General features: G+C 63.3%; 17 protein-coding genes and 1 riboswitch. Of the genes, 7 read left to right on the forward strand and 10 right to left on the reverse strand.

Annotation, left to right across the window (positions count from 1 at the left end; genetic code table 11):
• Positions 1-10: 10 nt before the first annotated feature.
• From INF32_RS11845 to INF32_RS11870, 6 genes are read right to left on the reverse strand one after another with little or no spacing between them, the layout of a single operon-like run.
• Positions 11-2,401: a hypothetical protein gene (locus tag INF32_RS11845; RefSeq protein ID WP_226388606.1), complete on the reverse strand. Its 2,391-nt coding sequence runs from the start codon at positions 2,399-2,401 to the stop codon at positions 11-13.
• Positions 2,402-2,405: 4 nt separating this feature from the next.
• Positions 2,406-3,056, reverse strand: coding sequence for a hypothetical protein (locus INF32_RS11850; protein ID WP_226388607.1), 651 nt, complete (start codon positions 3,054-3,056; stop codon positions 2,406-2,408).
• 15 nt (positions 3,057-3,071) lie between these two features.
• The gene (locus INF32_RS11855) at positions 3,072-4,697 is read right to left on the reverse strand and encodes a RagB/SusD family nutrient uptake outer membrane protein (RefSeq protein WP_226388608.1); all 1,626 of its coding nucleotides are present in this window, start codon (positions 4,695-4,697) and stop codon (positions 3,072-3,074) included.
• A 15-nt stretch (positions 4,698-4,712) separates the two neighbouring features.
• Positions 4,713-7,790, reverse strand: coding sequence for a SusC/RagA family TonB-linked outer membrane protein (locus tag INF32_RS11860; RefSeq protein WP_226388609.1), 3,078 nt, complete (start codon positions 7,788-7,790; stop codon positions 4,713-4,715).
• A gap of 18 nt (positions 7,791-7,808) precedes the next feature.
• A complete protein-coding gene (locus tag INF32_RS11865) occupies positions 7,809-8,861 on the reverse strand; it encodes a nucleoside hydrolase (protein WP_226388610.1) in 1,053 nt (350 codons plus the stop codon).
• 56 nt (positions 8,862-8,917) lie between these two features.
• On the reverse strand, positions 8,918-10,864 hold the full coding sequence (locus INF32_RS11870; RefSeq protein WP_226388611.1) for an SUMF1/EgtB/PvdO family nonheme iron enzyme: 1,947 nt from the start codon (positions 10,862-10,864) through the stop codon (positions 8,918-8,920).
• 723 nt (positions 10,865-11,587) lie between these two features.
• Between INF32_RS11870 and INF32_RS11875 the strand changes: the two genes are divergently transcribed.
• The 6 genes from INF32_RS11875 (at position 11,588) to INF32_RS11900 (ending at position 18,945) form a co-directional block, all read left to right on the forward strand.
• Entirely contained in the window at positions 11,588-12,658 is a 1,071-nt protein-coding gene (locus INF32_RS11875; RefSeq protein WP_226388612.1) for a uroporphyrinogen decarboxylase/cobalamine-independent methonine synthase family protein, read from the forward strand.
• Positions 12,659-12,765: 107 nt separating this feature from the next.
• A complete protein-coding gene (locus INF32_RS11880; RefSeq protein WP_226388613.1) occupies positions 12,766-15,156 on the forward strand; it encodes a TonB-dependent receptor in 2,391 nt (796 codons plus the stop codon).
• 119 nt (positions 15,157-15,275) lie between these two features.
• Positions 15,276-15,488: riboswitch (cobalamin riboswitch) on the forward strand.
• 91 nt (positions 15,489-15,579) lie between these two features.
• On the forward strand, positions 15,580-15,738 hold the full coding sequence (locus INF32_RS11885; RefSeq protein ID WP_226388663.1) for a hypothetical protein: 159 nt from the start codon (positions 15,580-15,582) through the stop codon (positions 15,736-15,738).
• Positions 15,739-15,749: 11 nt separating this feature from the next.
• Entirely contained in the window at positions 15,750-16,877 is a 1,128-nt protein-coding gene (locus tag INF32_RS11890; RefSeq protein WP_226388614.1) for an ABC transporter substrate-binding protein, read from the forward strand.
• 3 nt (positions 16,878-16,880) lie between these two features.
• Positions 16,881-17,924, forward strand: coding sequence for an iron ABC transporter permease (locus INF32_RS11895; RefSeq protein WP_226388615.1), 1,044 nt, complete (start codon positions 16,881-16,883; stop codon positions 17,922-17,924).
• A 1-nt stretch (position 17,925) separates the two neighbouring features.
• Positions 17,926-18,945, forward strand: a complete 1,020-nt coding sequence (locus tag INF32_RS11900; protein WP_226388616.1) for an ABC transporter ATP-binding protein — start codon at positions 17,926-17,928, stop codon at positions 18,943-18,945.
• A 12-nt stretch (positions 18,946-18,957) separates the two neighbouring features.
• On the opposite strand, the gene INF32_RS11905 is transcribed toward INF32_RS11900, so the two are convergent.
• Both INF32_RS11905 and INF32_RS11910 read right to left on the reverse strand, forming a co-directional pair.
• Entirely contained in the window at positions 18,958-19,680 is a 723-nt protein-coding gene (locus INF32_RS11905; protein WP_226388617.1) for an adenine nucleotide alpha hydrolase, read from the reverse strand.
• Positions 19,665-20,261 (reverse strand): DUF2284 domain-containing protein, encoded by a 597-nt coding sequence (locus tag INF32_RS11910; protein WP_226388618.1) that lies wholly within the window; start codon positions 20,259-20,261, stop codon positions 19,665-19,667. Before INF32_RS11910 ends, INF32_RS11905 begins: the two co-directional genes overlap by 16 nt.
• 60 nt (positions 20,262-20,321) lie before the next feature.
• Here INF32_RS11910 and cobO point away from each other — a divergent pair, with 60 nt between their 5' ends.
• Positions 20,322-20,861 (forward strand): cob(I)yrinic acid a,c-diamide adenosyltransferase, encoded by a 540-nt coding sequence (gene cobO / locus INF32_RS11915; RefSeq protein ID WP_226388619.1) that lies wholly within the window; start codon positions 20,322-20,324, stop codon positions 20,859-20,861.
• A 6-nt stretch (positions 20,862-20,867) separates the two neighbouring features.
• On the opposite strand, the gene INF32_RS11920 is transcribed toward cobO, so the two are convergent.
• Both INF32_RS11920 and INF32_RS11925 read right to left on the reverse strand, forming a co-directional pair.
• The gene (locus INF32_RS11920; RefSeq protein ID WP_226388620.1) at positions 20,868-22,118 is read right to left on the reverse strand and encodes a GntP family permease; all 1,251 of its coding nucleotides are present in this window, start codon (positions 22,116-22,118) and stop codon (positions 20,868-20,870) included.
• Positions 22,119-22,122: 4 nt separating this feature from the next.
• On the reverse strand, positions 22,123-23,265 hold the full coding sequence (locus tag INF32_RS11925; RefSeq protein WP_226388661.1) for a glycerate kinase family protein: 1,143 nt from the start codon (positions 23,263-23,265) through the stop codon (positions 22,123-22,125).
• Positions 23,266-23,353 lie beyond the last annotated feature (88 nt).

A 23,353-nucleotide genomic window follows, 5' to 3' on the forward strand; every position in this document is an offset into this window, starting at 1 on the left:
GTAGTTTTACTTATTTTCCATTTTTGTCGTCCCGGATAAAGAATATCTCCGCCACGTTGACACCGCGGCCGCCCCGGTTGCATTGCCAGGTCAGCGTCACGGTCCCGTCGGGCTGCACCGTTCCGCCGGGCAGGGAACACTCCACTATGGGCTTTTGGGCCGGGGCGATCGCCCCGTGCACGGGTGTCCCCTCTCCCGCGGTCAGCGTCACGGTGTATCCGCGGATGCTGTTGAAACTGCCCATGTAGACGATTTTTACTCTGTATGCGGTGTTCGGGTCCAGTCCGCCGAAGGTCAGCCGCATCGGCTGGTCGTAGTAGACGGCCGCCTGGGTGAGCCACTCCGAGGGAACCGCCGCGCCCTCGAAGTCGCGCGGAGTGATGGTGAACCGGTTCACTTTCACCCCGAAATTGCGGAAGGGAGAAGAGAGGTAGAACGGGTCGTTTTCCCAGTTCTCCCCCGACCGGACGATCCCGTCGGTCTCCAGGGAGCCGAGGTCGAAGTAGAGGCCCCCTTCCCCGGGGTCCTTGCGGTGGAGCAGGTTTTCGACGATCTCCTGCTTCTCCTTCGCCGATTTCGTGCGCTGGGCGGCGGCCAGACAGCGGTTGATCCAGGGGCTGTCGTTCAGCGGGGCGTCCACCTGGCTCTGCAACATGCATTTCTGGTATTCATGCGTCCAGGAGGCGTTCTCCGTCACGTAGATCCTGTCGTAGAGCTCGTCGATGCGCTGCCGCAGGTCGGGGCGGACGGGTTCGAGCCGTGCCTTGCGCAGCGTCTGCCGCGCCCGTTCGATCGCCCCGTCGAGGCTCTTCCGGTCGGCGGACGCGAGAATCCCCAGCGCCTCCTCCTCCAGCCGTTTTTCGTAGAGGTACCGCTCCCGCACGTAGGTGTCGTAATAGGCCCGCAGCAGGCACATCTGGAAACGGGGATTGGACATCACCCCGGCGTCGGCCCGGCTCTCCATCCCTTTCCATATCTCCAGGGTCCCGTTGATGCTCTCCTTGGGCTCGACCGCCCCGTCGAGGTTCTCTTCCAGTGCGAGCACTCCCCGGGCGAACTCCTTTTCGTAGTCGGGTCCGATGAAAAAGCGACCGTAATCGGCCATCGTCTCTTCGGCCGTCGTCGAGGGGTTCCAGCTCTGCACCAGCCATACGAACCGGTTCACGTCGTCGTTGGTGCCCTCCGTATAGGCGGTGAATCCCGTCACGAAATCCTTGTAGCGGTTGTGGATATGCTTGTACGCCCGGGGCGAGGGGTTGATGGCGACCCGCCCGTAGCAGATGGCCATCGGGAGGTCCAGGTTGCGCAGCGGATACTGGCTGCTGTACAGGTGGCCGATGTCCGGGAAACGCCGGATCGGCAGCTCCGGACGGATCTTTTTCCGGAGTTCGGGCAGCGGGGTCCGTGTCCACGGTCCGAAACCTACGCCGTCGATGTAGTCGGCCTCGTTGGTCCGGCGGCAGAATTCATCGAAATACTCTTCGGGCGAACGGGTCACGTGCTGCGGCACGACCCATACCCGGGCCTCCGGATGGTATTTCTTCAGCAGTTTCACTTCCCGTTCCTGCACTTTGAAGAAGGTCGCCGGATCGAGCTCTCCCGGGTCGCCGCTTTTCGTGCAGAGGTGGTCTATCGCCGGGAAGGATTTGAACACCTTCTCCCGTGCGGCGAGCTCCCGGTTCAGGCTCTCCTCCTCTTCGTAGACGTTCCCGTTGTAGAAGTTCACGAGCCAAACGTCGAGTCCGTAGGATTTCAGCAGCTCCACGTACCGCGGGGGCACGCGCCGCAGGACCCCCACGCTGTTCATCCCGAAGACCATCAGTTCCCGGATGCTCTGTTCGAACCGGGCGAGTGTCTGCGGATCGTTCGGGTCCGTCGCTTTCGGGTGGGGCGGGTTCAGGTCGATGCCCCGGATCGTTTCGGCCGGGGTCTGGGCTATGCCGCCCGGGTAGGGGAAGAGGAAGGAGCCTGGGCGCATCGCCGATTTCCTCAGCAGCCAGCCCGCGCCGTAGATCACCCCGCGCGGGTCGTGACCTGCGACCAGCAGCCTGTTCCCGGCCCGGTCGAACGCTATTTTGAAACCGTCGGCGCCCGTCGGCGGGAGTTTTCCCAGAAGGGCTGCGGCGGCGGGGTCGCTGCCGGTCAGGTGCGCTTCGGTGCCTATCACGATCGTGATTCCGCTTCCCTGTGCGGCGGGCAGTTCGATTCCCGTGCGCGAGGCGGCCTCCGTCCGGAGGATCTCCGCTCCCCGCGCCGCGATCGGGTCGTCCTGTGTGCAGACGACGGCCGCCCGCGAAAGGTCGATCGTCTCCGGAGCCGCCGCCCGGGCCGCCGCACTCCCGAGGAGGAGCGGCGCGCATGCCAGCAGGGCGCAGATCCGGATGGATATTCCGTTTTTCATGGCGTTATCTGATGTTAATGCGCCGGTAATAGGAGTTCGACATGGTGCTCACCTTGTATGGTCCCGCGTCGACGTTCAGTGCCGTGTACTTGAGCATCTCTTCGGAGATGCGGGTTTCGATCTTGTGCAGGGCGAAACTGAGCCACACGCAGCGCATGTGGGCATAGTCCTCGTTGTTGAGCGGCTGCAGGTAGATCGTTTCCACGGTTTTCTGCGCGTTGGGGAATACGATTTCGTAATAGGTGACCGAATCCGCGCGCACGGGCGTCATCACGTTCATGTTCTTGTCGAGCAGCTGGAAGTCCACGCCGGGGACGGCCAGCGAATCCTCCGTGGCGAAGTAGTTTTCGGGCGGAGCCGTCACTCCGATCGAGCGCAGGAAGTAGTGGCTGTTACGCACGTACAGCCTGGCCCGGACGTCGAAATCGCGCGGATTCTCCGACATGAATTTGATTTGCAGTTTGAGCGGAGTGGCGGCGTCCCGGTCGATGGAGTGCGTCGAGTTCTGCAACACCAGCGAACCGGTCGAGGAGGTGTTGTAGTTGTAGGCCACGTAGTAGTGCGTGTCGTAGCCGTCCGGATAGTTCTGGTCGTCCTTGTCGCAGGAGGCGAAGGCGAGGGCGGCTGCCAGCAGTAAAAATATGTTCTTTTTCATTTCTGAGTCGATGTGTTATTTCCAGTTCGGGTTCTGTACGATCACCTGTTTGCTCTGGGCGATGTCGTTGGTCGGAATGGGGTAGAGGTAGTCCCTCTCCGGATTGAAGAAACGACCGCTCTTCTGCTGGACGATGATCAGCTTGTCGGGCGAGAGGTTCTCGTCGAGCGTCTCCTCGGTTTTGGAGCCCCACTCTCCCTGGATGAACTTCGCTCCGTAGAGTTCCTGCGGCAGAACCTCCTCCGCCGTTTTCCAACGGATCAGGTCGTCGTACCGGAATCCTTCGAGGGCCAGTTCCACCGAGCGCTCCCGCCGGATCTCGGTCCGCATGTCGAGCTGGTGTTCGGTGACGAAGTCGTTGGTCAGCTTCACGCCGAATCCCACCCGGCCGCGCAGCTGGTTGACCGTCAGCTCCAGATCGTCGTCCGAAATGGAGCCGTCGTGTTCGAATTTGGCTTCCGCATAGATCAGCAGGACTTCGGCATAGCGGATGAGCGGGCAGTCCAGCGTCGAGGGCTGGTCCTGTTCGCCGGTTCTGATGACGAATTTATGGGTGCCGAAGCCCGTCTTGGACTGTTCGTAGGGCGTGAAGTTGTAGTTGTGGTAGAAGAGCTCCCCCCTGCGGGCCATCGTCTGCACGAGCCGCGGATCCCGGGCGTCCATGTAGTCGTTGTAGGTCACCTCGTTGGCGGGATTGTCCTGGTAGGGAAGCCCCTCGTCCGTGAGGTAGAGGTTGAGGAAGTTCCGCGTGACGCCGAAATTGGCGAAATATTGGTAGGCGTAGTTGTGCGTCACCAGCAGGTTGTCGGGGAAACCGTACACCTTCACGAAGATGTTTTCCGTGTTTCCGGCGCCCTCTCCCTCGTACACGAAGAGGTCCTTGTAGGGCGTGCTCCCTTTCTTGTACAGCGTGTGCTCTTTCGTTTCCATGATTTCCCACGCCGTTTCGTAGGCGATTTTCAGGTCCTCTTCCGGTGTTCCGTAGCCGTGGAACTTCGCCCGGGTCCCTTCGTACAGCGCCACCCGCGCCTTCAGTGCCTTGGCTGCGCTCCAGGTGACCCGTCCGTACTGTTTGGCATCGAGTTTCGAGGGTTTCGGGAGGTATTTCGCCGCCCACTCCAGATCCGCGTAGATTTTCCGGGTGATCTCGGCCCGCGGGGTGCGCGGCAGGTAGAGCACGGGATCGTCTATGTCTCCGGCCGTGCGGTCCATGTAGGGGACGTCCCCGTATTTGCAGACGAGCAGGTGGTAGTTGTAGGCCCGGAAGAAGCGGGCTTCCGCGACGAAACGGTTGATTTCGCCCGTGGCGCTCTCTTCGGCCGGGGCGTTTTCGATGATGCGATTGGCGGCGAAGATCGACTTGTAGGGGTTGGTCCAGTCGGCGCTGGTGGCCGGCACGATCCAGGTGCCGGAACTGATATCGTCGGGGACGGCGTTGCGGTAGAGGTCATCCGCGCGCGTGTCCCCGAATCGGTGGCCCAGCAGGCTGTAAAGCTGGTTGGCCGCGTTTTTGAAGTCGGATTCGCTTTTCCAGAACAGGGGTTCGCTCAGGGACGTTTCCGGAAAGACGTCGAGGTCGCATGCCGAAAACAGCGACAGGCATGCGCAGAGAACGGATATTTTATGAATGGTCTTTTTCATAATGGCCGGATCGGTTTAAAAGGTGAGGTTGAGTCCGAACGATACGGAACGGAAGAATGCATACCACTCCTGACTGCTGGCGATGGCCGGAGCCTCCGGATCGAACGATTTCCAGGTGTTCGTCCATTCGTAGAGGTTGTCGCCGGAGACGTAGACGTTGAGGTTCTCGATGAAGCTTTTCTTGATCGGAATGGTGTACCCGATCTGTATGTTTTTCAGCCGGATGTACGATCCGTCCTGGATCCAGCGGTCCGAGGGCTTGTAGTTGTAGGAGCCTCCCTTGTACACGGGCCGCGGGAAGAAGGCGTCGCGGTTGTCTGGCGTCCAGTAGTCGCGGTGGAAATCCACGGCCTGGTAGAGGGAGCCCGCGGTCGGGTTCAGGGTCTCCTCGTCCAGCAGGAATTTCCGTTTCCCGACTCCCTGGAGCATGACCGAGAAGCTGAACCGTTTCCACTCGAAGCCCAGGTTGAGCCCGAAGGTGTAGCGCGGGTCGGTGGTGCCCAGCACGACCAGGTCGCCGGGATTGGCGGGCGTACCGTCGCCGATGGTGATGTTGGGGTCGTCGTCCCGGTTGACGTAGATCACGTCGCCGGCGCCGGTGAGGCTCTTGCCCGGCTGGTAGTTGGCCACTTCGCTCGAGGGTTTCTCCTGGAAGAGCCCGTTGGTCCGGTAGCCCCAGATCGTGTTCATGGGGTAGCCCTGCAACAGCTGCACGATCCCTTCGCCCACGATGTTCTCCCCTTCGTACTTCACCAGCTTGTTCTGGCTGTCGGAGAGGTTGAACGACACGAAGTAGTTGAAGTCCTTTCCGATGCGGTCTCTCCACGTGATCTCGAACTCCCATCCCCAGGTCTTCAGTTCACCCACGTTGAGGTAGGGGACGTTCACTCCGATCAGCGAAGGGACCCACTTGGTCTGGGAGAGCATGTTCTTGTTACGTTTGACGTAGTAGTCGCCGGAGAACTGGAGCCGCTGGTTCAGCAGGGCGAGGTCCAGGCCGATGTTCTGTATCTCGATCGTCTCCCAGGTCTTCTGGAGGGAGGCGAGCGTAGCGACGTAGTTCGTGGACTCCATGCCTCCGCCGAAGATGGTGGTTCCGTCTTCCACCACCGGGATATAGTCGTAGTACCCGATTGCGGTGGCGTTGCCCAGCTGTCCCCATGACGCCCGCACTTTCAGCATGTCGATGGCCTTCACGTTCCGCAGGAACCGCTCCTTGCTGACGACCCAGCCCAGGGCCACCGAGGGGAAGAGTTTCCATCGGTTCTCCGGAGCCAGGCGCGAACTGCCGTCGTAGCGCAGGTTGGCTTCGAGCAGGTATTTTTCCCGGTAGTTGTAGTTGAAGCGGCCGAACACCGACTGCGTTTTGGACTCGCGGATCTCGTCGGCGGCTTTGGCCGAGGCCGCGTTGCCGAAGTTGAGCGAATAGATGCCGTCGGGCTGGTAGTCCTTGCTGGCGTTCATCCGGTTCAGTACGTAGTGTTCGTACTCCACGCCGGCCATCACCTGGAAGTTGTGGCGCTTGCGGATGGACCGGTCGTAGTCCAGCACGCCGCGGAACAGGTCCGTGTAGGTGTTGTCCCGCTGCTTGAGCACTCCGTTGGGGATCGTCTGCGACTGGCGGTGCAGGATGGTCCCCCGGCTGTACCAGTTGATCTGGTGGGTCTTCCGGTCGTGGAGCGCGGCCCGGTATTTCCGGGAGGCGCTGAAGGTTCCCTTGAGTCCGGGGAGCACGTTGCGCACGGTGAGCGCCAGCTGGCCCGAGAAGTCGTTGTTGACGGTGCTTCTCGTCCCGGCGTTCCGCATGATGTCGATCGGGTTGTCGGCGTCCTGCCCGGCGTAGATGTTCCCGTTGGGAATGGGGTCCTCGTCCTGCGGGAAATAGACGGTTGAGCGGGTGCGGCTGCGGTATATCTTGGCCATCACGCCCTTCGAGGTGAAGGCGTTCTCCTTCACTTCGGAGCGGTCGCCGGTCAGCTTCAGGTCGACGGTGAGGTACCGGTTCAGCCGGGAGGTCATGTTCAGACGCATGTTCGCCCGGTCGTTGCTGTCGGGTCCGTATTTGATGAAGCCGTCCCGCTTGTAGTAGCCCATCGACAGCGAGTAGCTCAGCTGCTTGGTTCCGCCCCGCAGCGAGAGGGAGTGGCGCTGCATGTTGCTGACCGACTTGAGGCCGATGTCCACCCAGTCCGTGTTGGCGTAATAGCCCAGCTTCGTGTCGCCGGCGATCAGCGCCTCGAGGTTGGGATTCTTGTAGTATTCCATCGACTGGTAGTCGATGATGCCCCCGTCGCTGGCGCGGGTCACGATCTCGTACTCTTCCCACGAATCGAGCCGTTTGGGCATACGCCCCTGCATCGTGATGCTGTAAGAGCCGTTGTAGGAGACCTTTACCTTGCCGGCCTTGGCCTGCTTGGTCGTCACCAGAACCACGCCGCCCGCCGCCTTGTATCCGTAGATCGAGGCGGAGGCCGCGTCCTTCAGCACGGAGATCGACTCGATGTCGTTCGGGTTGACCGTCTCCAGCGATCCTTCGATGCCGTCGATCAGCACGAGGGTCTCCACGTTGTTGGCTGAGGAGTATCCCCGGATCTGGAGCTGCATGCCCTCCTCGCCGGGCTGGCCGCTCTGCTGGGTCACCAGCAGGCCGGGCATTTCGCCCTGCAGGGCGGAGAGGACGCTGGTGCTGGGCTTGTTGGATATCTGGTCGCCCTTGATCTGGGCCACGGCGCCCGTGAGGTTGATCTTCTTCTGGGTGCCGTATCCCACCACGATCACCTCGTCCATCGCCGTGGTCTCCTCTTCGAGCCGGATGTCGAGATAGGTCTTTCCGCCGATCGGCAGGGCGCTCTTCTTATAGCCGAGGAAGGAGATTTCGAGGTTGCCGTTTTTGGGTGCGCTCAGGCTGAACATTCCTTTGGCATCGGTAATGGTGCCCTTGTTGGTCTCCTTGACGATCACGGTGGCGCCGGCGATCGGCGTCCCTTTCGTGTCCGTCACCTTTCCCCTGACAGTCGCGTTCTGCGACAGGGCGGACGCCGGAATGAGCGGCAGCCACAGGAAAAGCAGTAGTCGTCTGATGAATTTGCTCATAAAAAAGTGTGTTTTAGGTTATCGTTCGGTTTCGCGGGAGAGTGCGGCCGGTTCCCGGGTGATGATTTCGACGAAACGGTTCCTGATCCGTTCGCGCTGCAGGCTGTCGGCCGCGAGATAGAAGTGGGGGCCTCCGGCTTCGGGGGTGAAGGTGGTGATCGACTTCCCGTCGACATGCACGCGGCCCGGGCCGACGACCTCGAAATAGCCGCTGTCGGGTTCGATCGCGTAGAGCACCGAGGTCAGATCCCAGGTGGGACGGCTGTACGGCATCTTCTTGTAGACCTTGTAGGCCTCCACCACGGGGTGTTTGTCCGTGAACCCGAAGTCGTTCAGGATCGACTCGACCGGGTAGAGGATCTTCTCGCCCACGTCGAAGGGGCTCGTGGTGATCGGCGTCGGCCAGCTGTCGTACACGTGTTGCGCCGCCGGGATGTCGAACACGACGTTATGTTCCTGAATGGGGTTCTCCTGCCGGAAGTCGCCCGCCATCATGTGCAGGTGTTTCACTTTTCTGCGGATGAGCTCCATGCCGTCCAGTTCGGAGCTGGCGTCCGCCTTCGAGTCCATCAGCCGGGCGAGGTTGGTCGAGAATCCCGTGGCTATGATGACCACCGAGCTGTCCTGCTGCGCCGCGAGCAGTCGCCGCAGCAGATCGACGCTCTCGGGCAGGGAGTCGTAGTTTCCGATGCTCCGTTTGTAGGAGGGGTCCGCCGCGGTCTGCAGGGCATAGCTGTTGGGCCGGTCGTACTGTTCCACGCCGGTGAGCCGTCCGACCGGAATGTCGGGGTATCCGTAGAAGTTGTTCAGAATGTCGATGTATTCCACGCTGGCGGGTTCCACCTTGTTCGAGGTGATTCCGATCAGGTCGATGATCCCCGCATCGGCGTATTTGTAGAGCATATCGATGGCCAGTGCGTCGTCGATGTCGTTGCCCATGTCGTTGTCGAAGATCACCTTGACGGGCTCCCTGCCGGCCTTTTCGGGCTGCGCGGCGCACGAGGCGAGCCCCGCGAGACAAATAAATAGATTAAAATAAAAAATAAAGGAACAGGATAAAGTCTTTTTCATGTCATTCGTATGGTTATGTTTTGGGTTGATTTCGTATCGTTCGGGCGGGAGCCGGGCTACTGTTCGAGCCACCGGAGGTTGAACCGGTAGTGGTTCTTGCTGGAGAGCAGGTGGATGATTCCGTCCGGGGTCTGCGTGGCGGCCAGGTAACCCTTGGGTTCGGCGTGCAGGGAGTCCATGATGAAGTGTCCCGTCCATGCCCCGCCGTCCATGAAACGGTGTTTGCCGTCGGTGATGAATTTTTTCGGGCTCCAGCTCTTTCCCTCGTCGTAGGAAAGGGAGGCGTACATGCCCCGGGGCTGCGAATCGTCTTTCGTCCCGGGGTCGAAGCTGACCAGCAGGATGGGCCCTTCGTCGAGCCGCATGAGCACGAGCCGCTGCCCGCCGCGTATGGGCGGGAAGACCGAGGCGGAGTAGGTCCAAGTCTCCCCGCCGTCCTTCGAGACCGATACGGGCATCCGCGGCACTCCGTTCTTGTCGGGGATGTTGCCGGTGCGGCCGAGTGCGAACAAGTCGCCGTTCCTGAGTTCCACTACGCCGGCGTGGATGCCCGCGATGGAGCGGCCGGTTTTCCCCGCGGCGAAGTCGCCATTGCCCGCTTCTCCCCGGGTCCTCCAGGTCTCCCCTCCGTCGTCGCTCGTGTGGACGATGCTGCCGCCCTCCATGGAGGGCATCGCGTCGCACACCTGCACGAGCGTGCCGTCGGCCCGGCAGAACGTGCCGGCGATGACCTGGTGTCCCGGACAGTGTTCCGGCAGCACCAGTTTGCCTTTGGTCCAGGTGGCGCCGTTGTCGTGGCTTTTGCGCATCACCACCGCGAGGTTGCGCCACCAGCCGGCCGCCTCCACCCCGTTCATGTGGATCAGGGTCCCGTTCCGTTTGTCGTGGAAGAGCGCCGCGCCGGTCATATTGCGGTCGGGCACCTTGTAGAACTCCTTCGGCCGCTGCCACTCGTTCGTCCCGGCCTCCATGCGCGAACTGAGCACCGTCATCTCCCGTCCGAATTCGCTGTCCGTGCTGAACCATATCGCCAGCAGGTCCCCGTTCGGACACCACGTGACGGCCGGCTGGTGGTTGTGCCGGTAGAAGGGCACTCCGCTGCCGCACTCCGGAGCCTTGACGAACTCCACGGGCTCCATGAATACGGCCGTGTCCGCCTTGTGCCACACGTGCGTTTGCTGCGACACGCTCCTGTCCGCCGGTGTCTCCCGGTGGAGGGGGGTGCTTTTCGGATAGTCGGCCTGCACGACCCGGAATCCGGTCAGGTAGTGCTTGTCCCCGGGCAGCATGGCCGAACGGTTGGCCGAACGGAGATACTCCACGGGAGTGCTGTGGCTGCCTCCGCGGGTCACCCGGAACTCCCCGTCGGCATATCCCACCGGATCGGTCCGGGTGCCGGGCAGGTAGGGTCCGTACCAGTCGAGGCACCACTCCTCCACGTTGCCGTGCATGTCGTACAGTCCGAGGGGATGGGCGCGTCCCCCGCGCATGCTGTGCAGGTCGACCGGCTCGAACGAATAGGTCTCGTGGTGTGTGGCGAAGTTGTTTTTCTTCATGTTGTCGGGGAACACGCCGCCCCAGCCGTATTTGTAATAATTCCCGGCGCGGGCCGCGTACTCCCACTCGGCTTCCGTGGGCAGGCGGTAGGTTTTTCCCTCCTTCTCCGAGAGCCAGGCGCAGTAGGCCGTCGCGTCGTACCACGACACGAACACCACCGCCTCGTCGTCTTCCTTCGAAAAACCGTATTTGCCTCTCAGCCGTTTATGGCCCGGGTCGAATTGTTCGTATTGCAGGTTGGTCACCTCCGTGACCCCCATCCGGAACGGACGGGTGATCTCGACGCGGTGGATCGGAGCCTCGTCGTAGTCGTGTCCCAGGCCGTTGGAGCCCATGTAGAAGAATCCGGCCGGAATCTCCACGGTTTCCGGCACGACGTTCGTGTCTTGCGCGACTGCGGCCGGGGCCAGGAGGACTCCCAGAGCGATGTATTGCAGCGTTTTCATGAGGTTCGGGTTTCGGTAGCGGTTTGGGGGTTCGGTTTTTCCGGATCGCGTTTCTGTCGGAAAATGAGTTGGTTATATCGTTTTAGCAATCAAAGGCGTTCGTTTCCCGGCCGGTGGATGCCGCCGGAAGTCGTGCCGGATCCGTTTTCAGGGAGGGGTTGCCCCGGAGAGGGACGGCGGAGGAACGGTCCGGGTCCGGGGCGGATCGTTTCCCGTGACGGCTGCGGATTCCGTGCGGACTGTGCTGCTTCCGACAGGGACCGGGCCGTGTGCCGGCTCTGTCCCGGGATTGCGCAAACCATTGTGCCCGATGTCGTTCCGGACGGGAAAATATCCGCTCCGGAACCGGCCGGCTCCGGCCCCTGCCGGAAAATTTTTCCCGGCGGCATCCTCTCCCTTATATAATAGGTGACGAAGCATCTTAAAAAAGGTTCATTCGCACAATCGTTTGCGCTAAAAATATAAAAAATTTTTTATTTCGCAAAAAAATGCTTTACATTTGTTCGTCCGAGGAGAGGAATCCGGGCGGCCGCCGGCGGAGTCCGCCCGGATGAAAACCGCCCTCGGAGGCCTGTGAAAAGGGGGTCTCTCCCGGAGACAGGAAGGCAGTTCCCCTCTTTTGTGAGGCCGGTTCGCCGGCCGGACCCCGCCGGCGGCCGTGACGGGGGAAGGGCAGGAATCCGACCGGAAGAAACCGAATGAACCCGATAAACATTTCGACCCATGACGACAGCGGAAAAAATCGTACTGCATGAAAAATTCTGGAAGGGCGAGGGTCCCAGCCTGCTCTTCATTCCCCCAAACGACGGCCTTCTTTACGACATGACCGATTACGTGAACCGGTTCCACGATCCCCGGCTGATGTGGGAGGGGGAGACAGCCCGTTCCCGCAGCGCGGTCGGCTGGCCGACGGACGGTATTCCCTCGATCCGGCCCAATCTGGGCGTGATCGTCGTGCCGGCCCTGGGCGGCCAGGACTTCGAGGTGACGGCGGAGAGCATGCCCTGGCCGGGCCGCCCGATGCCGTTCGACGAGATCCGGGCGATCCGGGACCGGAACATCGCCGACTCCCCGGTGTACGCCCTGCTGGAGGGATTCTACCGGAACAACGACCTGAATCCCGATCCGGAGATACGGGCCTACATGGCCGACAACCAGGGCGTTTTCGATGTGGCCCACCTGCTCTGCGGCGACGACATCTTCTATGCGCTGATGGATCCGGACCGGGCCGCGGAGGTGAAGGAGATCATGGAGGTCGCGCTCGACCTTTTCCTGCGGGCGTCCCGGGCCATGAAGGAGTTCAACCACGAGGAGCCCGGCAGCATGATCCACGGACACGGCACGCCGCAGGGGCTCTATTTTCCGGATGCGGGCATCCGCATCTCCGAAGATACGGCCACGCTTCTCTCGCCGGAGATGATCGACGAGGTGATCCTGCCCTATGTCGAGCGCTCCGTCGAGCCGTTCGGCGGTGCGTTTCTCCACTACTGCGGCCTGCATCCCACCCTTTTCGACCAGCTGACCGGACTCTCCTGTATCCGGGCGGTCGATCTGGGCAATCCCGAGAAATACGATCTGGAATATCTGCTGGAGCGGTGTGCCCGGACCGGCACCGTGCTCTACTGCCGCATCCCGGGCCTGGAGGGCGAACACTGGCGCGACTACGTCACGCGGGTGGGACGCCTCGTGGCCCGGACGGGCGCCCGGGTGGTGATGCGTCCCCTGGTCGTCCCCGGAACCCGTGAGGAGTGCGAGGAGATGCTCGGCATCTGGCACGAGCTGACCGCCGTCTGACCGGACCGTCCGGCGGACCCGGCCGCCGGGCCGTGGGGGATGCCGCATCCGGAAATCCGATTCCGAATTATTTTGTAAATTGGCACGATAGTCGTTTCTTTGCGGGGATGAAACGATCGGTTGTTTTCATACGGATACTCGCCTGCCTGTGCGCTCTGCTGCCGGCGCTGACGGCCGGAGCCCAGCGCTATCCGGTGCGGGGCCGGGTGATCGACAGCCGGACCCGCCAGGGGGTGCCCTATGCCGCCGTCGTCATCGCCGGACAGGAACAGCGGGGCGTTTCGACCGATACGGCGGGACACTTCACCCTCCCGGGCGTCGCACCCGGTATCTGCCGCTTTTCGGTCTCTTCGCTGGGCTACAAGAGCCTTCTTTCGCCCGAATATATCGTTTCGGCCAACACGCCTTTCGTCGAGATCGAGCTGGAGCCCGACGTCATGCAGGTCGAAGCCGTTTCCGTGCGGCCGTCTCCCTTCCGCCGGGTGGCCGAAAGTCCCGTGAGCATGAAGATCATCGGCCTCGGGGAGATCGAGAAGAGCCCCGGTTCGAACCGGGACGTTTCGCGGATCGTACGCTCCTATCCCGGCGTCTCCTTTTCGCCGGTCGGTTACCGTAACGACCTGATCGTCCGCGGGGGCGGTCCCTCCGAGAACCGCTTCTTCATGGACGGGATCGAGATTCCCAATATCAACCACTTCGCCACGCAGGGAGCCTCGGGCGGTCCGGTCAGCATCGTCAATGCCGATCTGATCCGCGAGATCAGTTTCTACACGGGCGCGTTTCCGGCCGACAGGGCCGGGGCGCTGAGCTCCGTGCTCGATTTCCGGCTGCGGGACGGCGATCCCGACCGGCAGACCTTCAAGGCGACCCTCGGGGCTTCCGAGGCGGGCGTCAGCGGCAGCGGCCACATCGGGGAGAAGACCACCTATCTCTTCTCCCTGCGGCAATCCTATCTCCAGCTGCTGTTCCGGATGCTCGGGCTTCCCTTTCTTCCGAACTACATCGACGGGCAGGTCAAGTTCCGGATCCGTCTTTCGGACCGTGACGAACTGCTCCTGCTCGGGCTGGCGGGGATCGACGACATGCGTCTGAATACGGACGAGAAGGGCGAAGATGCCGAATACCTGCTCAGCTACCTCCCGCGGCTGAAACAGGAGACCTTCACGGTGGGAGCCTCTTACCGCCGTTTTTCCGGGCGCCACACCCTGACGGTCACCCTGAGCCACAACTATCTGAACAACCGTAACGTCAAGTACCGGAACAACGACGAATCCTCCGAGGATTATCTGACGCTCCGTTCGAGGGCCGTCGAGCAGAAATCGACCCTGCGGGCCGAGAACCGCTCCTACTTCGGCCGCTGGACCCTGCGCGAAGGGGCGGAGGTGAACTACCTGCACTATGCCGACCGCACCCTGCGGCGCCTTTACACACAGCAGGCCGGTGTGGCGGATTACCGCACCCGGCTGGGGATCGTCGGGTGGGGCGCCTTCGCGGGAGCCGACTACCGTTCGGCCGATGACCGGCTCTCCGTTTCGGGCGGCCTGCGTTTCGACGGGTGCGACTGGTCGGGCCGCACGGCCCGTCTCTGGGAGCGGCTCTCCCCCCGCCTGTCGTTCTCCTATGCCCTGGGCGGCGGATGGTCCGTGGGAGCCAGCACGGGGCTTTACTATCAGCTGCCGCCGCTCACGGCGTTGGGATTCCGGGACGGAGCGGGCGTCCTGGTCAACCGGGATCTCGGTTACATGCGCGTGGCCGGAAGCGCCGCGGGCTTCGACTGGCGGCTGCGCGACCGGCTGGTCGTTTCCGTCGAAGGATTCTACAAATATTATACGGACATCCCTCTCTCCGTGACGGACGGGATACCCCTCACCTGCAAGGGCAACGACTACGGCACGGTGGGCGACGAGCCGCTCGTCTCCTCGGCCGAGGGGCGCGCCTACGGCGTGGAGGCGATGGTCCGCTGGCGAATCCCCGGGAAGATCAGTCTGGTGGGTTCGGCGACCCTCTACCGGAGCGAGTTCCGCCGCGACCGCCGGGCGGAGTACATTCCCTCGGCGTGGGACAGCCGTTTCGTCGTCAACCTGAGCGGTACCTACGACCTGCCCCGTGCATGGAGCGTGGGGGCCAAACTGAGTGCTGTGGGCCGGGCACCCTACACGCCCTACGACGTCGAAAAATCGTCGCTGAAAGAGGCCTGGGACGCTTCGGGGCGCCCGTACTACGACTACTCGCAGTACAACCGCGGCCGGCTCGACGCTTTCGCCCAACTGGACGTGCGGGTGGACAAGACCTTCTATTTCCGTCGCTGTATGCTGGGTGTCTACCTCGACCTGCAGAACGTCACGGGCAGCAAGCTCCGCCAGCCGGATGTGCTGATGAGTACGGGCGTCGTGGAGAATCCCTCCGCTCCGGTTTCGGAGCAGCGCTACCGGATGAAGTATATCGGGCAGGTCAGCGGCTCGCTGGTGCCGGCCGTCGGCCTCACCGTGGAGTTCTGACGTCCTGCCGCCGGATTCCGGGACGTGCGGCAGGCTTGTCCCGTTCCTGACAGGAGCGCCCCGGTGCGGCTTCTTCGCTTCGGATGCGGTTCGGGTGAGGGTATTTCCAAACAAAACATTACCTTTGTACGGGCGATGGTTCGCAGGCCGCCTCCGTGGGAGGACGGCCCGATGAAAAGGGAACGCCGTGAAAGTCGGCGACAGTTTCCGCTGCTGTGAGTTCCTGCCTGCACAGGGCACCGTTCGTCCCGGCATTCTTTGCCACTGATCGAGATCGGGAAGGCGCCGGGACGGGAACGAGTCAGAAGACCTGCCATGCGTCCTTGTTTCGGTTTGTGCCTCGGAAGAAAGGCGGAATGAATCGGGCTCGCGGTCGAATCCTCTCCTTGTGTCTTCGCTTCCGGACGAAATGAGCGTGGAGATATGGGAAAATTGCATCCGGTCATGTTTGCGGGTACGGGCAGCGATGTCGGTGGGGGCGTGCTTGCCGCCGCCTTCTGCCGTATATTCCGGCCGGCCGCTCACGTGCGGGCCCATGCCGATGTGGAAAAACCGTATGGAATATCGACTTCGAACGAATAAATTTCCGGCAAATGAAAAAGATACTTTTTTGTCTGTTGCTCGTTGCGGTCTCGCTGGCTTCCTGCCGTCCGGGCCGGACTTCCGGCGTGCGGGAGGGCGGGACGGCCGACAGCGTGCGGTATGCCCGGGGATTCAGGATCGAACCCCGCGACGGATATACCTGTGTCGAGATCGCTAATCCGTGGGATACGGGAAAGGTGCTCCACCGCTACGTGCTGGTGCCTTCGGACCGTCCTCTGCCCGCCTCCCTGCCCGCGGGGACGCTGATCCGCACCCCTCTGCGGCGCGTGGTGGTCTATACTTCGGTGCATTGCAGCCTGATGGACGTGCTGGGCGTGCATGAAGAGGTGGCGGGCGTGTGCGGCTCGCGCTACATGGATGTCGGCTTCGTGAAGGAGGGGCTGGCCGGGGGCCGGATCGCCGACCTCGGGGAGTCGGTCCAGCCCGACATGGAGAAGATGATCGAGATCGCGCCCGATGCCGTCTTCACCTCGCCCATCGACGACCAGGCGGGGTATGGGCGGCTGGAGAAGATCGGCGTGCCCATCGTCGAGTGCGTGGACTACATGGAGACCCATCCGCTGGGGCGGTCCGAGTGGGTGAAACTGTTCGGGCTCCTGTTCGGGCGGGAGGCGGAGGCCGACTCCCTGTTCCGGAGCACGGCGGAGGCCTACGACCGGACGAAGCGGCTCGCCGACAGCGTGAAGACCCGGCCGACCCTGCTGGCCGAGTACCGGATGGGACCTGCATGGTACGTGCCGGGCGGGCGGAGCTACATGGCGGCGATCTACCGCGACGCCGGGGCCGACTATCTCTGGGACGATACGTCCGACACGGGCTCCGTGCCCCTCTCCTTCGAGCACGTGCTCGAACGGGCCGCCGGGGCCGACGTCTGGGTGATGAAGTACAACCGGTCGGAGGATATGACCTATGCCGATCTGAAGGCCGACTACGCGGGCTATGCGCTTTTCGACGCTTTCCGGAACAAGTCGGTTTTCGCCTGCAACACGGGCCGCACCACCTATTACGAGGACCTGACGGTCCATCCGGACTATATTCTGAAAGACCTGGTGTGGGTGCTGCATCCGGAACTGCTGCCGGACTACACGCCCCGTTATTTTGCCCGGATGCGGGACTGAGGCATGGGAGCGAACCGTTCATCCGCACTGTTTTTCGCCGGTCTGGGCGCCGGCATCGTGCTCCTGTTTCTGGCCAACCTCTTCTGGGGGTCGGTCGGAATCCCCGCCGAGGGGGTCGTCCGCGCGCTGCTGGGCGGCTCGTCCGGCCGCGAGACGTGGGACTACATCGTCCTGCAGTCCCGGCTGCCGCAGGCGGTCACGGCCGTGCTGGCCGGGGCGGCCCTGGCCGTGTCGGGTCTGATGCTTCAGACGGTCTTCAACAATCCGTTGGCCGGACCCTCGATCCTCGGCATCAACGCCGGGGCGAGCCTGGGCGTGGCCGTGGTCCTGCTGCTGACGGGGGGGACTCTCGGAGGCTCCTTCTCCGGGACGCCGCTGGGCGGTTACCTGGCCGTGGTGGCGGGCGCCTTCGCCGGGGCTTCGCTGGTACTGGCCGTCATCATCTTCTTCTCGACGCTGGTGCGCAGCAACGTCATGCTGCTCATCATCGGGCTGATGGTGGGGTATATCACCTCCTCGCTGATCTCCCTGCTCAACTTTTTCGCTTCGGCCGAGGGCGTGTTTTCCTACACGATGTGGGGCATGGGCGACTTCTCGGGGGTCTCCCCGGAACAGATGCCCTATTTCGGGGGCCCGGTTGCGGCGGGGCTGGCCGTCTCCCTGCTGCTGGTCAAGCCGATGAACGCCCTGCTGCTCGGGGAGCGCTATGCGGAGAACCTCGGCGTCCGCGTGCGCCGGGTGCGTATCTGGATGCTGGCGGCGACGGGCCTCATGACCGCCGTGACCACGGCTTTCTGCGGTCCGGTCTCCTTCATCGGACTGGCCGTGCCGCACATGGCCCGGCTGCTGCTCGGATCGTCCAACCACACGATCCTTCTGCCGGTCACCCTGCTGCTCGGGGCCGCCGTGGCCCTCTTCTGCAACCTGTGCTGCACGCTGCCCGGCGGGTCGTCGGTCCTGCCGCTGAACGTGATTACCCCCGTGCTCGGCGTGCCCGTCATCCTCTATGTGATCGTCAACCAGAAGCGAATCCAATATTTCAACTGATATGGAACAGTGTGTTTTCTCGGCGGAAGGGCTTGCCATCGGATACGACCGGGGTACGAAGCGGGAGAGAAGGCTCTATGACGGCCTCCGTTTCGGCCTGCGGCGCGGGACGCTGACCTGCCTCATCGGGCCGAACGGGGCGGGGAAATCGACGCTGCTCCGCACGCTGACCGGTTCGCAGCCCGCCCTTTCGGGGACGCTGCAGCTGGAGGGCCGTCCCCTGTCCGCCTATTCCCGTGCGGAGCTTTCGCGGACGATCGGGCTGGTGCTGACCGACAGGACCCATGCCGGGGGGCTGCGGGTGCGGGAGGTGATCGCTCTGGGCCGTTACCCCCATTCGGGATTCTTCGGGAGGCTTTCGGCCGGAGACCGCCGGGCCGTGGACGAGGCCCTCGTGCAGGCCGGCGTCGCACACAAGGCGGAGAGCTACATGGCCGAGCTTTCGGACGGAGAACGCCAGAAGGTGATGATCGCCAAGGCGCTGGCGCAGGAGTGTCCCGTGGTGGTGCTGGACGAGCCGACCGCCTTTCTGGACGTGGCCAGCCGGATCGAGGTCATGCACCTGCTGCACGATCTGGCGCGGAGCGGCCGGACGATCCTGCTCTCGACCCACGACATCGACCAGGCCCTCCTGCTGGCCGACCGTCTGTGGCTGCTCTCCCCTTCGGCCGGCATGGCGTGCGGAACCACGGAGGACATCGTCCTGCGCGGCGAGGTGGGTCGTTTTTTCGACGGCGGCGACATCGCGTTCGATACGGTTCGCGGAAAATTCCTGCTCCATGTCCGGCCGTGCGGCGAGATTCGCCTCGAAGCCGAGGGGGCGTTGCGCTACTGGACGGAGAACCTGTTGTCCCGCAACGGATTCGGTGTTTCCCGGGACTCCTCCGTCCGTTGCCGCATCCGGGCGCTCTCTCCCTCCGAACTGGAACTGTCGGATACAGCGACCGGCCATGTGCGGCGCTTCGCCTCGTTCGAGGAATTGGAGCGTTGTCTGCGGGAGCTCTCCGGTCCGCAGGGATAGGGGCTGCGCCTCCTATTCCGGCGCCTGCAGGTCGGCGAAACAGTAGGTGTACACCTTCTCCGTGCCGTCCTCGAGCCGGACGGGATAGCTCGCCCGCATCGGTTTCCCGAGCCGGTAGGCCACGGGGGTGCGGAACATGCCTCCGGCGTAGCAGAACGTGTGGTACTCCCCGTTTTCCCCGCAGACGTCCGCTTCCGGAGGCAGGTCGCGGACGAATCCCGCGTCGATGTGCCGCCCCAGGAACCGTTCGTCCAGTATCTCCGCCGTGGTCGTCACGACGATCGTGCGCAGTCCCGAGGCGAGGAACTCCTCCATGATCTCCCCGGTGCTCCTGTCCCACAGGGGCTCCACCACTTCGATGCCGTAGGGGGCGAGCTGCCGCTCCCGGTAGGTGCGGACGTCGTGCAGGAAGATGTCGCCGAAGATGAAGTGCCGGACCCCCTCCCCGACGAAATGCCGCACGGCTTCCGACATGGCCGACTCGTAGTCTTCCATATTGCCTTTCGGGGTCAGGCCGACCACGTGTAGCGGCAGCCCGATGCTCTCCGCCTGCCGCCGGAGCAGGGCGAGCGGAATGCCGTGCATGGACGAACGGTGCGTGTCGCGGTTGACGGTCGTCAGCAGCGAGACCACCTCGAACTCCCCTTCCTGCAGCACCTTGTACAATGCCAGTGCGGAGTCCTTTCCCCCGCTCCAGTTGAATACGGCTTTTTTCCGCGTTACGCTCTGTTCCATGTGATCTCTTCGGGTTTGCGGTCGGAGAACACTCCGCTGACCAGGGTGAAATATTCGGGCAGGAGGCCGTCGCGGCTCCATTTCAGTTCGATATGCAGCAGCTCCGAAGCCGTGCGGCCGATGTCGAATCCGAACGCCTCGAGCGACGGGCGGATCAGACCGGGATGCCGGCACGGCAGCCCCTCGCGGCGGGTGCATCCCTCCGTCGGGCACAGATGGCAGGTTCCGGCGAAGAAAGCCCGGCTGCCCGGATCGTTCCGTTCCCATTCCAGCAGCAGGGGATCGAGCCTCGCCCGTTCCCGGCCGAGCATTTCGCGCCCGATCTCCCGGCAGCGGCCGGCCTCCCGGCAGCGGCGCAGGGCAGGGTCCGGCAGGATTCTCGTGCCCACGAGCAGCACGGTGCGGTGACCCGACAGGCAGGCGTCCGCTCCGGGTCCGAACGGCGGACAGGCCCAGCAGGCCCCGTAACGGTCGCACTTCCGGCAGTAGGCGATGAACCGTTCGGTGTCGCGGTACCGGGCGATATACTCCTCCGCCGGTATGACGGCGGTCGTGTCCGAACTTTCGTACAGGGGGATCATCGGTTTCTGATTATGACGGTCCGAAAATATGGCTTATTTTTGTGAAAAACAATCGTTGCGATGGAAAACAGGGGATACGTCCATATCTATACGGGCGACGGAAAGGGGAAGACCACGGCCGCTTTCGGGCTGGCCGTGCGAGCGCTCTGCGCCGGGAAAGACGTCTATATCGGCCAGTTCGTCAAGAGCATGAAGTACGGCGAGACGCGTATCGAAGAGCTTTTCGGCCGTGCCGGGAAAGGGTACGGCCGCGTGCGGATCGAACAACTGGGCCGCGGATGTTTCCTCGGCCGCCATCCCGATCCGGCCGACGTGCAGTCGGCCCGGGAAGGGTTGGCCCGATGCGCGGAGGCGGCTTCCGGAGGCCGTTACGGCGTGGTGGTCCTCGACGAACTGAACATCGCCCTGCACTACGGCCTGCTGGCCGTGGACGAAGTGTCGGAACTGCTCGACCGGCGGGCTCCGGCCACGGAGATCGTCATCACCGGGCGCTACGCCCCGCAGGCGCTCATCGACCGGGCCGACCTGGTGACCGAGATGCGCGAGGTGCGGCACTATTACTCGGCCGGCGTCCTGTCGCGCGAGGGAATCGACCGGTAACGCTCCCTACGCTCCGGCGACGAGGCAGCCTACCACCGTTCCGGCGGCCAGCACGAAGCCGATGAGGGTCTCGTAGGGAATCAGCCGCAGCCGTTCCTTCATCTTCATCTCCACGGAACCGCCCGTGGCGTGGAAAAACGAACCGTGGGGCAGGTGGTCGAGCACCGTGGCGCCCGAGTTGACCATGGCCGCGCCCCAGACGGCACTGACGCCGGCCGCCAGAATCGTCTGTGCGAACGACGACGAGGCGATGGTGGCTCCCGCCGTGGTGGAGGCGGTGGCCGCCGACATGAGCGTCCCCGCGAGGGGAGCGATCAGCACGCCGTTCACGTCCCAGTGGGCGAGCAGGTCGATCACCACATCCTTGATGGAGGAGGCCTTGATGATTCCGGCGATCGTGCCCGTACCCACGAGCAGTACGGCCACGACCGACATCTTGTCCAGCCCGTAGCGGATACCCGGGCCCAGGTCGCGCCATTTGCGCATGGCGACGATTCCTGCCACGCCCCCCGCCGGCAGGGCGATCATCGGGTCGATCACCACGCCGCACAGGGGGCGCAGCGAAAGCAGCACGATCGTGACCACCGGGGCCGTGATGCTGGCCCAGAACGGAGGCAGATCCTTCTCTTCCGGTTCGGCGCCTCCGGCCCCGACGAGCTCCCCGTTCGAGGGCACGAGGCGGCTCACGACGTAGACCGTGACCAGCAGCCCCACGAGCGCGGGCAGGACGTTCACCGTCATGACCGACCAGAGGGGGGCGTCGAAATTCTCGGCGGCGATGATCGTGTTGGGGTTGGGCGACATGATGTTGCCGCACTTTCCGCCGCCGACCATCACCAGCAGCAGTTTCAGTTTGGGGATCGAGAGTCTCCGGCCGATGCTCAGCGCGATCGGGGCCACGGTGATGACCGCCACGTCGATGAAGACCCCGATCCCGGTCAGCAGCATGGTGGAGAGGGCCAGCGCGAGATAGACGTGCCGCTCCCCGAGTTTCCGGATGATGGTGTGGGAGATGGACGACGCGGCCCCGGTCGTGACCAGCACGCCCGAGAGCACGCCTGCCGCCAGAATCCGGACGATGGCCGGGACGATCTCCTGCGTGCCGGTGACCATGTGGCCCACCGTCTCCACCAGCGAGAACCCGCCGGCCAGCCCGCCGACGAGGGCTCCGATCATCAGACTGTAAACGGGGGACACTTTCCTGACGATCAGCAGGATCGACAGCAACAACCCTATCAGGGCACCCAATGCGCTCATGGTTCTATCGGTTTATGAGATGAATCGTTCGTATCAGCTGTTCGACGGTGCGCCGCACGTTGCTCCGGGCATACCCGTTCTCCATGGCCCGCTCCAGCGTGGCCGGTCCGGGCAGGATCGGGAAGACGGCGGCGAATCCCTGCCTGTTCAGCTCCCCGACGCTCTCCACGGCTCCGCCTACGGCCACCACCGGAATGCGCTGTTTCCGGGCCGCGTCGAGCACCCCGCGCGGAGCCTTGCCCATGGCCGTCTGTCCGTCGAGCTTTCCCTCTCCGGTGACGATGAGGTCGGCGCCCCGGATCAGTTCGTCGAATCCGATGGCCTCCAGCACCATGTCGATGCCCGAGGCGAGCGTGGCGCCCAGAAAGGCGACCAGCCCTCCGCCGAGACCCCCGGCCGCTCCCGATCCGGCCTGCCGTTCCACGTCCGTGCCGGTGTGGGTGCGGATCACCTTTGCGAAACTTTTCAGTCCTTCGTCCAACTCCCGCACCATGGCTGCGTCCGCCCCTTTCTGGGGAGCGAAGACGCAGGCCGCTCCCGTGGGGCCGGAGAAGGGATTGGTCACGTCGCAGGCCACGACGAATTCGCAGCCGGCCAGCTCCGGCAGGGCTCCCGTATCGTCCACCGCGGCGATGCGGGAGAGTATCTCCCCGCCGTGGCCCAGCTCCTTGCCGGCAGCATCCAGAAACCGGTAACCCAGCGCCTGGAGCATGCCCGTGCCCGCATCGTTGGTCGCGCTGCCCCCGATGCCGACCAGAAACCGGCGGCATCCCCGGCTCAGGGCGTCGCGGATCAGTTCGCCCGTGCCGTAGGTGGTGGTTTTCATCGGATTGCGGAGTTCCGGCTCCACCAGCGGCAGTCCGCTGGCCGAAGCCATCTCGATTACGGCGGTTCCGCCTCCCTCAACCAGCCCGTAAGCGGCTTTCACGGGACGCATCAGCGGATCGTGGACCGTCGCTTCCACGATCTTTCCGCCCAGGGTGCGGGTCAGGGCTTCCGTCGTGCCCTCTCCGCCGTCGGCGATGTAGATTTTTACGGTTTCGCAGCCGGGACAGACGCTGTGCACGCCCTCCTCGACGCTTCGCGCTACCTCTTCCGAGGTCAGCGATCCCTTGAAGGAATCGGCCGCGATGACGACTTTTCTGATTTCCATACGGGTTCTGACAGGTTCGTTTCAGGTGGGGATTGCAAAATTATCCGGGCAATCGGCGATAAAATTATCCATTTTTTGACGG

This window comes from Gallalistipes aquisgranensis, assembly GCF_014982715.1.
Lineage (GTDB): Bacteria > Bacteroidota > Bacteroidia > Bacteroidales > Rikenellaceae > Gallalistipes > Gallalistipes aquisgranensis.

Bases quoted from the DNA above. Each gene is read 5' to 3' on its own strand.
- INF32_RS11845 (WP_226388606.1), bottom strand. From the start codon at position 2,401: ATGAAAAACGGAATATCCATCCGGATCTGCGCCCTGCTGGCATGCGCG.
- INF32_RS11850 (WP_226388607.1), bottom strand. From the start codon at position 3,056: ATGAAAAAGAACATATTTTTACTGCTGGCAGCCGCCCTCGCCTTCGCC.
- INF32_RS11855 (WP_226388608.1), bottom strand. From the start codon at position 4,697: ATGAAAAAGACCATTCATAAAATATCCGTTCTCTGCGCATGCCTGTCG.
- INF32_RS11860 (WP_226388609.1), bottom strand. From the start codon at position 7,790: ATGAGCAAATTCATCAGACGACTACTGCTTTTCCTGTGGCTGCCGCTC.
- INF32_RS11865 (WP_226388610.1), bottom strand. From the start codon at position 8,861: ATGAAAAAGACTTTATCCTGTTCCTTTATTTTTTATTTTAATCTATTT.
- INF32_RS11870 (WP_226388611.1), bottom strand. From the start codon at position 10,864: ATGAAAACGCTGCAATACATCGCTCTGGGAGTCCTCCTGGCCCCGGCC.
- INF32_RS11875 (WP_226388612.1), top strand. From the start codon at position 11,588: ATGACGACAGCGGAAAAAATCGTACTGCATGAAAAATTCTGGAAGGGC.
- INF32_RS11880 (WP_226388613.1), top strand. From the start codon at position 12,766: ATGAAACGATCGGTTGTTTTCATACGGATACTCGCCTGCCTGTGCGCT.
- INF32_RS11885 (WP_226388663.1), top strand. From the start codon at position 15,580: ATGGGAAAATTGCATCCGGTCATGTTTGCGGGTACGGGCAGCGATGTC.
- INF32_RS11890 (WP_226388614.1), top strand. From the start codon at position 15,750: ATGAAAAAGATACTTTTTTGTCTGTTGCTCGTTGCGGTCTCGCTGGCT.
- INF32_RS11895 (WP_226388615.1), top strand. From the start codon at position 16,881: ATGGGAGCGAACCGTTCATCCGCACTGTTTTTCGCCGGTCTGGGCGCC.
- INF32_RS11900 (WP_226388616.1), top strand. From the start codon at position 17,926: ATGGAACAGTGTGTTTTCTCGGCGGAAGGGCTTGCCATCGGATACGAC.
- INF32_RS11905 (WP_226388617.1), bottom strand. From the start codon at position 19,680: ATGGAACAGAGCGTAACGCGGAAAAAAGCCGTATTCAACTGGAGCGGG.
- INF32_RS11910 (WP_226388618.1), bottom strand. From the start codon at position 20,261: ATGATCCCCCTGTACGAAAGTTCGGACACGACCGCCGTCATACCGGCG.
- cobO (WP_226388619.1), top strand. From the start codon at position 20,322: ATGGAAAACAGGGGATACGTCCATATCTATACGGGCGACGGAAAGGGG.
- INF32_RS11920 (WP_226388620.1), bottom strand. From the start codon at position 22,118: ATGAGCGCATTGGGTGCCCTGATAGGGTTGTTGCTGTCGATCCTGCTG.